The sequence below is a fragment of the Rhizobium cerradonense genome (genome assembly GCF_030182455.1).
GTDB lineage: Bacteria > Pseudomonadota > Alphaproteobacteria > Rhizobiales > Rhizobiaceae > Rhizobium.
In genome coordinates, this window is record NZ_JAQJCK010000016.1 from 1 (window position 1) to 14190 (window position 14190).

Here is a 14190-nt window from a genome sequence, read left to right on the forward strand (position 1 = left end):
ATGGCGGCATCTTCGTCGAGCCGACGGTGGTCGACGGCGTCACCTCCTCCAGCCGGCTGTTCAAGGAAGAAATCTTCGGGCCGATCCTGTCGGTGACGACCTTCAACACGCTGGCCGAGGCGGTCGCCCTTGCCAACGACACCAATTATGGCCTGACGGCATCGGTCTATACCGGCAGCCTGAAGCATGCGATCCGCCTGTCGCGCGACATCCGGGCCGGCCTCGTCACGGTCAACTGCTTCGGCGAAGGCGACGCGACGACCCCGTTCGGCGGCTACAAGGAATCCGGCTTCGGCGGTCGCGACAAGTCGATCTTCGCACACGACAACTATTGCGAACTCAAGACCATCTGGATCGACATCTCCGATCGCTCCGTCGACGAGACCATCCGATGATTGAGAAGACGGTAAAGCGGCTTCCCGCGGAGAACGGCGTGTCGGGGTGGACTGCGATCAGCAAGCGCACCTTCCCCGTCCGCGTTCTCGAGGGCAATGTCACCGCCGATTGGGTGATCATCGGTGCAGGATTTGCCGGGCTGTCAGCGGCCCGGCGCCTTACACAAGTCAGGCCTGGCGACAAGGTCGTCGTGCTCGATGCGCGGGAGGTCGCCGTGAATACCGCGGGACGAAATTCCGGCTTCATGATTGACGTCCCGCATAATCTTTCATCCGGAGAATATGCCAGTGGTGGTGCCGACGCCTCCAGAGTGGAAATGGCGCAGAACCGGTTCGCCATCGGTTTTGCGGCTGACATAGCCGAAGAGTTCGGCATGTCGGCCGAGACGTTCAACAGATCGGGCAAGATTAATGCAGCCGCGACTGAGCGCGGCCTAAAACTCAATGAGAGCTTCGGGCATTCCCTGAGAGCCAATGGCGAGCCGCATACCTTCCTCAATGCGGTCGAAATGCGCGAACTTGCGGGAACCTCGTATTACCAAGGGGGCCTCTTCACGCCGGGTGCGGTAACGATCCAGCCTGCCGATTACATTCGGGGACTCGCAGCCGGTCTCGCGACCAAGGTCGATCTCTTCGAAAATTCACCCGTGACGTCGTTGAAACGGCAAAACGGGGTTTGGACGGCGATCTCGTCGCGGGGCACCGTGACGGCACCAAATGTTATCCTCGGCGTCAATGGCCATATCGAGGATTTTGGGCATTTCAGCCGGCGATTGATGCATATCTTCGCCTACGCATCGATGACCGCCCCCTTTCCGGCGGACCAGCAAGGTTGCGTTGTTTCGGGCCGAGACTGGTGGGCGCTGCTACCTGCAGATTCCATGGGGGCGACCCTCAGAAAATTCACCATGGACGGCCAATCGCGCATCGTCATCCGCACCAAATATACCTATGAGACCACCATTACGGCGTCGCAGTCCCGCATGATGAAGATGGCCAAAGGCCATCGCCGCGCTTTCGACGCTAGATTCCCCGGTCTTACGGGATTGCCTTTCGAACACACCTGGTCCGGCCGTCTATGCCTGAGCCGGAACCATGCGCCCGCGTTCGGAGAGATAGAGGAAGGGCTGTATTCCGCCTGTTGCGAGAACGGTCTCGGTACGGTGAAAAGCACGCTGGCGGGTATCATGGTGGTCGATCTTGCCACCAGGAATATTTCGCCCGAACTTCGCCAGTTCATGGACAATCCAGCGCCCTCGAAGATTCCGCCGGAGCCATTCGCTTGGCTCGGCATCAATGGGGTGATCCGCTACCAGGAATTCCGTGCAGGCCGCGAAGGATGAGGCCGGACGTCTGAAGTCGGTGTCGTGAGCAAGAATAGGACACCTCTGAGCTTCGCGGCAGACGGTGGTTGACCCTGTGAGGACGGCACTACGGAAGCCCATAAACTCAACGCTCACATGACTTTTTTCTGCGCGCTACTACGGCTCTGGAGTTCTGCAAGTCGATGAAGAATAGTTGGTATATCCGCGCAAGGAGGAGGTAATGACGACCACAGACAAAAAAGACGGCGTGGTAACAGGGACGGCCGGAGGTGTTGATTTCCGCGCAGAACTGAGCCGGTTTTTCCACCGAAAAGTGAGCCACCTCTAAGTATGGTTTTCTGATCAGGGTTTGGTCAAGGGGTTGGCTTTTTCGCAGGGTAAAGATCTTGCCGATCCGTCGTCTGAAGGCAGGAATTGTCTGCGAGGAGAGCTTCTACCTGAATTGCGAGCAAGCCCCTTTTCCAGCCGTTGATGAAACAACGTGACATCGCCTTCGGGACTGTTGTGAACTGCCTTACCAGCCATAGCTGAAGGTAGCGCCACTGCCGTTATCCCCATCCTGCACCACGTCGGTTTCAGTATTTCGCCCATACTGGAAAATGCCATAGGCATTGTTGTTGCCATTCTGCCGTAAGGTTGCGGAATGACCATTGCCCCGTTGCTGGATGAAGCCGAGGTTGCCACGTCCAACCTGGGCGATGCCAGCGGCGTTACTCCGGCCCAGCTGCCGGATGTCGGCGTCTTTGAGACCGCGGTAGAGCGAATAGACGCGCAGCCCGGTTGAGAAAAGACCCGCATCCTCGGCATTGTCCGGTGCAAGGTTGAACGAGATCCGGCCGCCGGCATAGGCTGGTACAGACAAAGCTACTTGCCCAAGGCTCGCGGCAAGAAGAGTGACGGTAAGGATCGTAAGCACGTTGCGGGTCATCTTGATCTCCATTTGCCGGCTGCCTTAGCCGATGATCAACTTTCGCATCTTTAAGCTGAACCCAGTCGGAATTGCCCGTTCAGTTGTCGTTCAGTCGTTGTGGCCTGATCGAAAGCAAAAAGGGCGCCAGAAACCGGCGCCCTTTTGAAGAGATCTGCAGGGTGTGGAGGCCGATCAGTTGCCGCCGATCTGCTTCGTGCAACTGAAACTGTTATCCCCGATCACGATATCCAGTGTCGCCTTGTATTCGGTTCCCTTGGAGCCGAGCGAGACGGAGCTGAGGGTTGCCGCATGTCCCCCCGTCGCATCAAAGTCGCCGCTCTGATTGATCGTAGAGCTTCCGTCATCTCCTGATTTCTCGACATGGAAGGTGTAAGTCCCGCCGACATGCCTGTCGGCGTGGACGAGCGCATCCAGTCTCACCATACCTGCTCCAGGTGTTGCTTTGATTTCGCAAAGCTGCTCCTCGTCAGATTGGTTGGCAGTCGTCACGGCCGCAACGGCGCCGACGGGAAGCAGGACCAGCGCGAGAATCGCCATCAGGCGGCGTTGATGTTTGACGCTATTTGGCATGGGTCGTCTCCCCTAATGGCCTACTATTGCGATCTTGACCTCATTTTGCGTCATCACGCGGCCGCTTACGGGCAGGCCTGGACGAAGGCCGCGACATTGCCGTTGCCACCCTGACTGACATTGGCGCTGCAGCCACGACCGACCTGGACACCAGCCGCGATGTTGCCATTGCCGTCCTGGGTAAGGATGGTCGTGTGGTTGGAGCCAAACTGGCCGATGCCGGCCACGTTTCGGTCGCCGTTCTGATAGGTGGCGCCATAGTTGTCATTGCCTTCCTGACCGACAGCCGAAAGGTTATGACGCCCATATTGATGGCCGATAATCCGGTTGTAGCCACCGTTCTGGTAGGTTCTGATCCGGTTTCCGTACCCTTCCTGCGCGCCACCGGCAGAGTTCGACCAGCCATATTGTTCGATACGCACATCGTTGGCCATGGCGGGAGCTGCGGCGGTGAGGCCAACGAGTGCGACGAGTGCGGTTGCAATGAAAGACGTGCGGATCATGACTGTGTTTCCTCAGGCGGATAGGACCGCGGTTGAACGTCTTTCTTCTAGACGCCCGCGTTGGAACGGAAGCTGAAGGCACCATTCAGTCGGGGTTCATTCGCAAAGATCGGAGCCCGCTGAAACTGCGGAGCTAGTGCTCGAAGAAGTTTGATGCTTCGCAAGGGGACAATCAGATAGTGCCGGATCCCAATGAGAGCGCCGGATGTTGGAATTGAAAGGGTTTATGGTCCTGATCTCTTCAAGGCGGGTATACATCGACCGTTCGTATGCGGAGCATCGTGGCAACGAAGTTGGTATACTGCCACAAGGTGGTGACGGTTTGGCTGCGCTCATAATAGCGAGTGATGCACAAGCCGTCGTAAGGAGAAAGGCACCGTCGCTGTGCACTTCCTATAACAGCTACACGCCGTCTGAGACTGACTCGAGCCACTTCTTGGTTCAAATTCAACTTCTTTAGACCGCAGAATTGGAAACCATCGCACTTTCGCAAAACAGTGCGTCAGCTTGCGTCGGATAATACGCGCCTGCGAACTTGTGAGGCACGGCTCTCTGCTCCCTTAATATCACCAACTGTGGAGCGCGCGGAGCTTCCAGTCGCCAAAGCCAAAAACAGATAGAGGGTTGATCCAATGAAATTGACGGGTGGCCAGGTAGTTGCGAAGGCACTGAAGGAATACGGTGTCGAATACGTCGCGGGCGTTCCAGGGCACGGCATATGGTCTCTATTCGATGCTTTCCTTCAGGAAGGCTCCGAGATCCCCTTCATTCAGGTAATGCACGAGCAGAGTGCAGTCCATATGGCCGACGGTTACTTCCGTGCATCCGGCAGGCCGATGGATTGTCTCGTAAGGAACGAAAACGCCGCCTTCGAGCATTGAAGCGAAAATAGAGCCAGATCGCACGCGCGACAATCTCGATTGGCGTAAGGCGCAACCAGGTGCGCCTTACGCAACAACCATCGTCGCCTTGCCGGGAAAGCTGCTCGTCGCGATGGGGAAATGTGTGACGGCGGACGTTGAAATCGAGGTTTCCGTCATGACGGCTGCTTAACGAGACTACACACCGACACTCATCCCTCGAGGCTCGATCAGCCTCGGCGGATCCAGAAGGTCAACCGAGATCCCAGCTGGCTCTGACGCCGCATCAAAGACAGGTCTCGCCGTTTGGGCCCATGCCGCCGCCGCCGCGGCGGTGGGGTCGCCAGCGTCATGCTGCCGGCAGCACGCTGATCGGGATGTCGTCGCTCTCGTCGCCGCGCTCGAAGGCCATTTGGTCGGCGAGCTGGCGGAGTTGGTTGAAGTCGGCTGGGCCGTCGAAGGAGATGCCGCCGAGGCGGATGGCGACGGAAAGCGGCGCGTCGTCGGCGCTGAAGGTGGCCGCGGAGACGCGCGTGCGGATGCGGGTGCCGATGTCGCGGGCGTCCTCGATCGTGGCGCCAGGCAGGAAGATGCCGAGTTCGTTGGTCGCAAGCCGCGCCACGAGATCGCCACGACGAACCGAGGACTGGATGATCGAGGCAAGCGATTGCATCACGGTGTCGGCCCATTGCGGCCCCCAGCGGCGGCCGATGTCGTCGAGCGTATCGATGATGACAGCGATGACGATGCCGCCTGCATCGGTGCCGGCATGCTTGCGCCGGTCGACAAAGTGCTCGACGGCCGCGGCAAAAGCGGTGCCGTTCAGCGTCTTCGTCACGCTATCGTAGCGCGCCGCCTGGGTGACGTTTTCCCGCATCTTGCGGATGACGCCGTTGTTGAGCTGCAAGGCAAAAAGCAGCGGAAAGGCCACAAATGCGGAAATCAATGCTGCACCGACAAATCCGACCAAAAATGGTCGATCCGGCATCAATAGGTTTAATAAAAGTAAAAGACCAACGGAACCGATGACGGCGCATAGTGCGCCGAGCGTGGCCCTCCACAGGGCTTTGGAAATGGTGGCGGAGGGATGTCGCTGTTGTCGAATCATATCGGAATTATACCCGTTCTCTAATGCTGCATCAGCTAAACAGGAGCCCGAAAAAACCGGCTTAAGAAATCCTGTAAAATTTGTTGCTTTGCACAGTTGTTTTCACGAATTAACTGTCTTCGAACGAATATCCGGAACTGTTGTTTGCGCTTGGTGCCTGGTTCGCGACTGAACCCCAGCGCTTCATCTCGATCCATGGTCCTGGGCGCGTTTCATCTTCAACGTGTGAATCGGCATGGGGTCACGATGCCGGTAGGCACACAAGCAATTGTTTTCGCTGCAGCGTCTGGGGTCGTTACTTGATGCTTATTTACACTCGCAGGCGGTGCCGAAGGTTCTAATCCCATCAACTGCGCCAGATGTCGAATGCGGGGGGCTCAAGACTTTAAAGTTCAACGACGGCTTTGCACCTCCATGTCGGCGGTAGAGAGCGGCTTCGCAGCTTCCTGAAAGCAGACCTTGCTGGCGATCACTCTGGAGGTCGTGGTTGCGCAGGCAGTCGCGATTGCTCATCCTCTGTGCAAATGGCGGCAACAGGTTCAAGATCGGACATTAATCACCCGTCAGTGTACGATGCCGGCCTTGCGTAGCCCCTCCATGACGAGCTCGAAATCGGCGGGGTTCTTGAAGGGCAAGACTTTGCGACGGTATTCCAAGGAGTAGCTGGGGTTGACGTGTAGCACCTCTTGCCACATCGCGCGAGCTTCTTCGAAACGGCCGAGATGCCCGTAACAGGCGGCCAGAAGGGCGCGCGAGACATCGGTGACGGGGTTGCGGCTCACCCGCTGCAGCAACAGTTCGACGGCCTCTTTGTACCTTCCCAGTTGAAAAAAGGCCCAGGCCTGAAAGTGGAGAACGACATCCGGAAAGTACGGGTTCAGGACCCTCGCCCGATCGAAATAGGCGAGTGCCTCCTCGGATCTGCCTGAATAGAGAAGTGCCTCGCCGAGGCTGACCTGCCCTTCGGCAAAGTTCGGATTGAGGACTAACGCACGCTTGGCCTCGCTGATAGCTCCATCGTGCTGTCTCGAGTAAAGCTTGACCAGACTCAGCGCCCAGTGCGCCACGGGATCGCTGTCATCCCGCGCTACCGCCAGCGTCGCAGCCTCTTCGGCTTGCTCGATCGAGCGCTGCGGCGACGCGCTCCACCGGTTCAGGTAGTCGAGCCCGTGGGTAAGGGCGAGGAAGGCGTGTGCCGATGCGAAATTCGGGTCCAGTTCGACGGCACGTTGCAAAAGGTCGCGGGCGTCGCTGTTCGTTTGCTTCGTCAGCCGGTGCCACAGCTCCCGGCCACGCAAGAAGCAGTCATACGCCTCGGGGTGCCGGGTCTTCCCCGGCGCCAGTCTTTGCCGATCGCCATCTGTGAGGTTGACCGCCAGCGCGTCGACAATCTGCTGCGTGACATCGTCCTGAACCGCGAATATGTCGGTCAGGTCGCGATCGAACCGCTCCGCCCATAGATGCCCGCCGGTGGTCGCGTCGATGAGCTGCGCGGTGATGCGTACCCTGTTCCCCGATTTGCGTACGCTGCCCTCAAGTACATGCCGCACGCCGAGCTTCGTGCCCACCTCCTGCACATGGACGTTCTTGCCCTTGAAAGTGAACGACGAATTGCGGGCGATGACGAAGAGCTGCGACAGCTTCGATAGCGCCGTGATGATGTCTTCCGAGATGCCGTCGGCGAAGTAGTCCTGTTCGGCGTCACCGCTCATGTTGGTGAAGGGCAGGACGGCGATCGACAGCTTCGGCGATGCTGCCGTCGCCGGTTGGCTCGTCGCGGTTTCCGAGGTCGTGGCTGCCTTGGTCCCGGCGCTGCCGACTTGCAGCGAATAGACCCGGATCGGCTCGGCGATGTTCTTGAGCTGCGTGCTCCCGAGATCGCTAACCGAGAGGTCGAGCCTCGCCTTGACTTGGCGATAGGCATCCTCGGACAGGCAGATCGCGCCCGCCGCGGCGACGCCCTCCAATCGCGAGGCGATGTTGACGCCGTCGCCCATCAGATCGCCATCGCTTTCCTCGACGACGTCGCCCAGATGGATACCGATCCGGAACTCGATGCGACGGTCCTGCGGCACGCCGTCATTGCGCTCCACCATGCCGTTCTGCACCTCAATGGCGCAGCGCACGGCGTCCACCACGCTGCGGAACTCGACCAGCGCACCATCGCCGGTGCGCTTCACCACCCGGCCATGGTGCACGGCGATCGTCGGATCGATGAGATCGCTACGCAGTGCCCGCAACCTCGCTAGGGTGCGGTCCTCGTCGGCGCCGGCAAGCCGGCTGTACCCAACCACATCAGCGGCCAGGATTGCAGCCAGCTTTCGGTTCTCGCTCATGGCGCCGTCTCCTCACTTCCACGATAGCAGGGAGACAGAGGGCAAGAAAGAACTTTTGGCCGCTGCTCAGAGCGATCTTGGTTTAGATCGAGTTGGCCATGGCTCGTGTGGACGCTGTCCGACGTTGTAGCCCACGCAATGACTGCTCTGTCAGCCTCCCGGCCGTTCGACGCGGTCGTTCCGAAAGCCTACTCAGGGTCAGGTCACGACGATGCCCGCACCCACTCGAATGTCCGCTCATTGAAGATCCGCAGCCGGAAGTTGCCAGTCCGCTTCCGGCCCAAGTCGGTCATTCCATGCAGGCGAAGCGGGTGTCCGTTAGGACCATTGTCTGCCTGGCGTTCTCGATTCTGACGCACCACCAAACTACCCCGAACATCACACATCGTCGGAATAGCGCAAGTCCGCCACTGCGGCGATATATCCACCGATATGATAATATCCAACGAGACATAGAAGCTCGATGAGTCCTGGTTCGCCTATGCGTCTGATAACATCCGACAGCCGCACGTCGCCGACGTCGTCATTGGCGAGTAACTCCTGCACGAATGCAGCGATCGCCCTGTCATCCTCGGATAGTTCGTCGGGAATGCGACCGACAAAGAGATCCTCGATCGCGGCTGAACTAAGAAGTTCCTCTCTGGCAACGAGCGCGGCGTGGAAATGCCATACATAGTCGGCGCCGATCCTACGGGCAGTCAACAGGATTGCCACTTCCACGATTGCCTTGCTGAGGCGCGTGCCCCAACGAAGAGCCTCGCCCAACGCCTGCACGCGCTGTGCAATTTGAGGCGTATGTAGAAGCAGGCGGAGTGGCCCGCGAACACCTCCGCGAGGTCCGCTAGCGATTTCGTTGCGAACGCGGAGTTGATCCTCGGACATTGCGCCCTGTTCGGGAAAGTCGATACGCGAGCAGATTGCCATGGTTATTGATCCCAAAACGCTGCCTAATCCGCGTTCGCGGAATGACGGCACTATAACGACGAAAATAAGGTTACTGGCAGTAAGCACGATGCACAGCGGGCGAGACGCGAAATCTTGAGGTTGCTGCGCGCCAGCGCCAGCGACTGGTTGAAGGTTTCTTTCATCAGAGGGAGTTCAAAGCCTATGCCGGCGGCGAAGATTAATAACGACAAGCAAACCTTACATGCCCAATGATTTCTCCAGCGTCATAGGTTCCCAACTCTCAAGACCGGGGCTGAGCTCGACACCTTCGAACGGTGTGGTTTCGAAAAACCATGATCGCGGCGCTGGGCGACCCCAAGGCTGTTCGAGTGTTCCGACAGTCCCCCATTCGTGCGGGGGCTCTTCCAAATCGATCAGTTGGATTGGCATGATGAAAATCTCCGCCCGATGGCCGTCCGGATCGCGGAAATAGACATAGAGCATGTGGTCGAGGCCGTGGCGCTGAGGACCGCGTTCCACAGTCTGACCGAAGCCTAACTGAGCTGCTGCATCGCAGGCGCGGAAGATGTGCGACGACTCCATGATGGCATAGGCGAAGTGGTGCAAGGCCGGTCCTCGCCCGCGAATGTAAACGATGTCGTGCGGGTTATTCTTCCTGCTCATGAACGCACCGGTGATCCGCTCCGGCGTGCCGCCAACGTTGTAGTCCGAGCAACGGAAACCAAGGTTGGAATAGTAGATCGAAGTCTCGTGGGGATCTGGTGTGTGCAGCTGGTAGTGGTCCAGACGCAGCACTGCTCCGCCCTTGTGAAGCCGGGATTGTCCCAGCATGCGCTGTCGCGTTTCCATCTGCGCCACAAGCTCGATCGGGGTTCCTGCGCAATCATGAAAGCGCAGAGTGCGTTGTCGGAAAGGGATCTCGATCCATTCGCTTCGGATGCCTTGTCTGTCAAAATATGCCTTCGCCCTATCGAGATCCTCTTCGAACTGCACGCGCATGCCGATACTCTGACAACGCGGCGCGCCCGCGGTCTTGCGCAGGACGAGGCTGTGATGGGCGATTTCTTCCACTGCCCGGAGGAAGACCGTCTCGCTGTCCTCGTCGCTGACGACGAGCCCAAAAATCTCGGTGTAGAACTCCTTGCTTCGGCCGAGATCCTTCACCGTCAGCGTCAGGTGACTGGCTCGGGTGATATTGAAAGGCGGGTTGTAGTTAGTGTCAGGAAACTTCATGTTTTCCTCCGATAGCGCACGCTGATCCATTCAAATTTGCCAAGGGTCGATATCGCAGCCGCCGAATTTTTGAGAACGCCGATCCCGCGGATTCCGACTTCATCGAAGTCGTCGACCTTGATTGGGCCGACGCCCTCGGGAGTTCCGGTCATGATCAAGTCTCCGGCGCTGCGTGATGTATTGGGAAAGGCAGGAGAAGATATAAGGTGTTGAGTATTTCATGTGGGAGGTGCTGGAATTCCGCCGCTCGGACAACCTGTCGACGCGGGTTCGGATCTGCGCGCCAATCGGATTGAGATCGGTCGCACGGATAGGTCCTAGCGGTCCGAAACGGTCGTAAGCCCCTGCGGGCAAGAATGGGTATCGTGCAACCCGCAACAGTGACGTGACGAACGTGTTTCATCCCACATGTCCTCCCAAACGTGTGCGTGGATTATGCGAACGTTAGCGCAAATGTCAAGCTATCCCACAGTGAGGTTAAGATGATTGTTGCGCTGTGTAGCCTTGCCTGCTTCTTGACTCGGGGAGATAGTCGACTTACCTAGCGCTAACGATGGCACAAGGGATTCCGAAAGCTATGCAGCATACGCCAATTCTATGCCTGACGTTCGACAATCTCGGCGCGGCGCGAAGTGTCTTCGATGGCAAGACGGCGGTTCCCGACCACGCCGCACCCGACATTGTTGCCGGCATCCCCAACGTCCTCAGGTCGCTTCGGGGCCTCAATCTGCGAGCGACCTTCTTTGTCGAGGGGTGGAGTGCGCTACACTACCCCGATGCCATAAAGGCTATCGTAGCAGAGGGGCACGAGATTGGGTTGCACGGATGGATCCATGAACCCTTCGCCGAGCTAAATCAGCTTCGAGCGACCCAGTATATTACCGACGGCGTCGCGATGTTGGCCGCGCGCGGCGTTGTGCCAAAGGGCTTTCGCGCGCCGGGCGGCAAACGCGGCTCGTACGCGGAGGAGATCCTTCTCGCGTCAGGGTTCAAGTACGACAGCAGCGTCGAGACAGGCATGTCGATGGATATCCCGCGCGACACATCTCTTTATGTAGGTAACGGGGTTGGGCGACTGCCTTCCGGTCTGATGAACATTCCGTGGGAGTGGTTCATGATTGACGCCATTCATTATCTCCTATCGCCGGATGGAATTCGCGATCCTTTTGCCTTGGCCGAGTATTGGGGGGCAATTCTGCGCAACGTCGCCGCAAAAGGTGGAGTTCTCACGGTCATCTTCCATGCCCATGTTTCGGGCGTCGCCTCCGACAGGCTTGCTGCGATGGAGCGCTTCTTGCACGCGGCGATTGAACTGGGCTTTCGCATTCTTCCTGCGCATGAGGTGGCAAGCCTGGCCGCCAAAGAGTCGCAGAAGGGCTGTTAGGCAGGGTAGAGAGCGCCTCGCCCTCTCTCACACGCTTACCAACAACTTCGTCGTGAACTCCTAACTGCGCGCGAGGGTCGAGACCGTCAAGACGAACCGATTAGTGTCAACGGGCGGATTGTCCGTTGGACTTAGTAGTTCGGTCGATCTCGGTCCTCTAGAACAAGGACCTCAAGCCTTTAAAAACTACAATGGGCTGATTAGGGCTGTACTACCACATTGATGAAGCCGCTGCCGACCTGCGTTACAACGTGATCAAGCGCTTCGTTTGCTTCGCTTAGCCGAAATGCGTGATGTTCTAGGCAACTAAGATCGAGAGTGCCGGCTGCCACCATTCCTGCCATTTGTTGACCTTCCTGCGTCGTGAACCACTTGGACCCGATATATTGCATTTGGTTCACCATGAGAGCGACCGGGTCGAAGCAAACTTGCTCGCGCGTTCCACCGACAAAGACCATTCGCCCACCATTGCTACAAGCGTTAGCTGCGTCGGTCGACAGCGACGATGGCGCCGCAGTCGCAAGTGCCTCCAAGACAATGTCAACGCCCATCCCATCCGTCACCGTCCGAGCCCAATCCGCAATCGAGCCGGAATGAGTTGAGAATGTCTCTATTCGAGTGGGCGAGAGTGCCTTCAGCCGCGCCAATGAAGATTCGTCCCGAGCCACCGCGAGTATTTTCGGGACACCTAAGGCAAGCGCCAGAAGCACCGCGCCGACCCCGAGTGTACCGGTCGCGCCAAGAATCAATATCGTACTGGTCGGACCAGCGCCCCCCTTCAGGAGACCTGAGTAGGAGGTGCCTAGATATCCGAAGCGTGTTGCTTGATCGAAACTCATCTTGGCAGGGAGTTCGACGACACTGGACGCTGGCGCCACCATGTATTGCGCCAATCCGCCCGAAGGATATCGCCGAAACATATCCGGTGAGTCTGGACCAAAGCCAAAGTAGCCGGCGAATGTCGACGCACGGCAACCCATCGGCTTTCCCGCACGGCAGGCCGCGCAAGTGCCGCAGGAGCGGAGCGGATTGATGTAAACCGGCTGGCCCACATTAATCCCGCGTACCCCGGGACCGGTCTCAGCGACGACGCCGGCGACGTCTAGACCAAAAATCGCTGGGAAGGGGGGCAACGGGAGATGCGGAAACCATGTCGGAAAATTATGAATGACATTCTTCAGATTTGGAACGAGGCCGCACGACTTGACTTCAACCAGGATGTCGTCGCCGGAAACTTTTGGAGTCGGAACTTCATCAAAGCTAAAAGGTTCGCCGACACCGTGGATCCGGGCAGCGCGCATTAGGGGCGTTATTGTCTTCGACATCCTGGGTTCCTCTTCGGTAGTTATTCGCGTCGGGTGCGCGTGCAAAGCGTCGCGCCGTTATGATTTTAAGCTTCGTTCGCCGGCGAAGCTCCATGAGAGGCTAGAAACATGCGCATGGGCGATAGTGGAAAGAAATTCACCGCGCTCTGACTGGTTGAGCGACCTCTCGGTCGCGCTCGCGAGTATCGACGACCGTGGTTCGGTATTCTCGCGGGGGGCAGCGGGCACTCAGGGTGCGGGCACTGTCGGTGGTGCGAATACGAGGAATGGGGTCTTTGGCTCCTGACCGGGCCGCACGTCTTCCGGAGCGGTTTCGCCTAGCGCACCTAGCGACGCAATGTACTCGTAGAGCGAACGCATCTGCACCTCGTCCATGTGTCGGACGTTGTAGTATGGCATGGGTGGTAGCGCAGTGAAGTTCTTCAAGAACGAAACCCAATCGTCCTCACTCATCTCCGAAACGAGGAGTCGGAGATTAATCGCATAGGTCGTTCCCCAAGGCCCGCGAAAGCCCACAGGACTGCCGGCAAGTGCGGTTGCCGGATCGATGACGCCGCCCTTCTCGCTGTAATTTGACGTATGGCAGTCATGGCACCCACCAATGATCGACATCACTTGGCCGTATGCGACCGAGGGCCTTGACGGCTCCTGAGCCATGGCCACGGCGCTCCATAATACTGCGATTGCGGCGGCTGCCGCACTCCATCTTACCATTTTTCTCTCCTCCCGCTTTAACGGCATCTCGCAGCCGCCATTCCGGACCATTCCCTCCAAGAATGTTCCGACGCTTCCCCGATAACCGATGGAAGTAAAAGCTGCTGCATAGATTACGCTATCGTTAGCACAGATAACAGGAATCGACGTCCCGCGTCAATCCTGTCTGAAGCCAGTTTTGCCCAATCGAGCGAGGCGGGCTGCCAAGATTCGCGGCGTTTAATGCAAACGATAGCGCACTTCAGGTTCTGTTCCTCCCGCTGCCCCATGGCCACCGCTCCGTTTTTCCCGGCAATAATTTCGCCGAGCATCTGATCCCCTTCGTCCGGTGCTATCCTTGCCAATTTCGGTGCCGGCGACGAAGCCCGGTTCGATGTGATCGAGGGTAAGCAGAAGGCGCAAGGCAAGCTGCCGTTCGAACTTCCTTCATCCATAGCCGAGGTGTTGGCGCAGAAATCCGACGTTCCGCACGACACGGCCAATCCGCTGTATCCGATCGGTTTCGGCATGCAGTACTGAACGTGCGACGTGTCCGATCTGATTTGCCAAGGTTGAGCCGGCGCTCAAGCGCCTACGCCGCAACGACTGAAACTGGGGCAA

Annotated in this window: 15 protein-coding genes; 5 read left to right on the forward strand and 10 right to left on the reverse strand. The window is 58.2% G+C overall.

Annotated elements, in window-relative coordinates:
* Nucleotides 1-395, forward strand: a 395-nt coding sequence (locus PH547_RS26440; RefSeq protein WP_285168724.1) for an aldehyde dehydrogenase family protein, incomplete at its 5' end; no start/stop codon positions are given.
* The gene (locus PH547_RS26445) at nucleotides 392-1738 is read left to right on the forward strand and encodes an NAD(P)/FAD-dependent oxidoreductase (RefSeq protein ID WP_285169847.1); all 1347 of its coding nucleotides are present in this window, start codon (nucleotides 392-394) and stop codon (nucleotides 1736-1738) included. The genes PH547_RS26440 and PH547_RS26445, both read left to right, overlap by 4 nt.
* A gap of 496 nt (nucleotides 1739-2234) precedes the next feature.
* Here PH547_RS26445 and PH547_RS26450 read toward each other — a convergent pair whose 3' ends face one another.
* The 3 genes from PH547_RS26450 to PH547_RS26460 form a co-directional block, all read right to left on the reverse strand.
* Nucleotides 2235-2648, reverse strand: coding sequence for a curlin (locus tag PH547_RS26450; RefSeq protein WP_283052920.1), 414 nt, complete (start codon nucleotides 2646-2648; stop codon nucleotides 2235-2237).
* A 174-nt stretch (nucleotides 2649-2822) separates the two neighbouring features.
* Complete coding sequence (gene csgH, locus PH547_RS26455) at nucleotides 2823-3221, reverse strand: curli-like amyloid fiber formation chaperone CsgH (RefSeq protein ID WP_285169848.1); 399 nt, start codon at nucleotides 3219-3221, stop codon at nucleotides 2823-2825.
* Nucleotides 3222-3286: 65 nt separating this feature from the next.
* Complete coding sequence (locus tag PH547_RS26460) at nucleotides 3287-3724, reverse strand: curlin (RefSeq protein WP_283052916.1); 438 nt, start codon at nucleotides 3722-3724, stop codon at nucleotides 3287-3289.
* Between the two features lie 632 nt (nucleotides 3725-4356).
* On the opposite strand from PH547_RS26460, the gene PH547_RS26465 reads away from it, so the two are divergent.
* Nucleotides 4357-4605, forward strand: coding sequence for a thiamine pyrophosphate-binding protein (locus PH547_RS26465; protein WP_285169849.1), 249 nt, complete (start codon nucleotides 4357-4359; stop codon nucleotides 4603-4605).
* Between the two features lie 328 nt (nucleotides 4606-4933).
* Here PH547_RS26465 and PH547_RS26470 read toward each other — a convergent pair whose 3' ends face one another.
* From PH547_RS26470 to PH547_RS26490, 5 genes are all read right to left on the reverse strand, one after another.
* Entirely contained in the window at nucleotides 4934-5554 is a 621-nt protein-coding gene (locus PH547_RS26470) for a diguanylate cyclase domain-containing protein (protein ID WP_245464130.1), read from the reverse strand.
* 701 nt (nucleotides 5555-6255) lie between these two features.
* Nucleotides 6256-8028, reverse strand: a complete 1773-nt coding sequence (locus tag PH547_RS26475; RefSeq protein WP_285169850.1) for an adenylate/guanylate cyclase domain-containing protein — start codon at nucleotides 8026-8028, stop codon at nucleotides 6256-6258.
* A 378-nt stretch (nucleotides 8029-8406) separates the two neighbouring features.
* Nucleotides 8407-8952 carry a hypothetical protein gene (locus tag PH547_RS26480; RefSeq protein WP_285169851.1) on the reverse strand — a complete coding sequence of 182 codons (546 nt, stop codon included), beginning with the start codon at nucleotides 8950-8952 and terminating at the stop codon, nucleotides 8407-8409.
* Nucleotides 8953-9171: 219 nt separating this feature from the next.
* A complete protein-coding gene (locus PH547_RS26485) occupies nucleotides 9172-10167 on the reverse strand; it encodes a VOC family protein (protein ID WP_285169852.1) in 996 nt (331 codons plus the stop codon).
* The gene (locus tag PH547_RS26490) at nucleotides 10164-10319 is read right to left on the reverse strand and encodes a hypothetical protein (RefSeq protein WP_285169853.1); all 156 of its coding nucleotides are present in this window, start codon (nucleotides 10317-10319) and stop codon (nucleotides 10164-10166) included. Before PH547_RS26490 ends, PH547_RS26485 begins: the two co-directional genes overlap by 4 nt.
* A 425-nt stretch (nucleotides 10320-10744) precedes the next feature.
* On the opposite strand from PH547_RS26490, the gene PH547_RS26495 reads away from it, so the two are divergent.
* Nucleotides 10745-11551, forward strand: a complete 807-nt coding sequence (locus PH547_RS26495; protein WP_285169854.1) for a polysaccharide deacetylase family protein — start codon at nucleotides 10745-10747, stop codon at nucleotides 11549-11551.
* A 200-nt stretch (nucleotides 11552-11751) separates the two neighbouring features.
* Here the strand turns inward: PH547_RS26495 and PH547_RS26500 are convergent, their stop codons facing one another.
* Both PH547_RS26500 and PH547_RS26505 read right to left on the reverse strand, forming a co-directional pair.
* Entirely contained in the window at nucleotides 11752-12876 is a 1125-nt protein-coding gene (locus PH547_RS26500) for an alcohol dehydrogenase catalytic domain-containing protein (RefSeq protein ID WP_285169855.1), read from the reverse strand.
* A 228-nt stretch (nucleotides 12877-13104) separates the two neighbouring features.
* Nucleotides 13105-13590 (reverse strand): hypothetical protein, encoded by a 486-nt coding sequence (locus PH547_RS26505; RefSeq protein WP_285169856.1) that lies wholly within the window; start codon nucleotides 13588-13590, stop codon nucleotides 13105-13107.
* Nucleotides 13591-13965: 375 nt separating this feature from the next.
* On the opposite strand from PH547_RS26505, the gene PH547_RS26510 reads away from it, so the two are divergent.
* Nucleotides 13966-14109: a hypothetical protein gene (locus PH547_RS26510; protein ID WP_285169857.1), complete on the forward strand. Its 144-nt coding sequence runs from the start codon at nucleotides 13966-13968 to the stop codon at nucleotides 14107-14109.
* The last annotated feature ends 81 nt before the right edge of the window (nucleotides 14110-14190 follow it).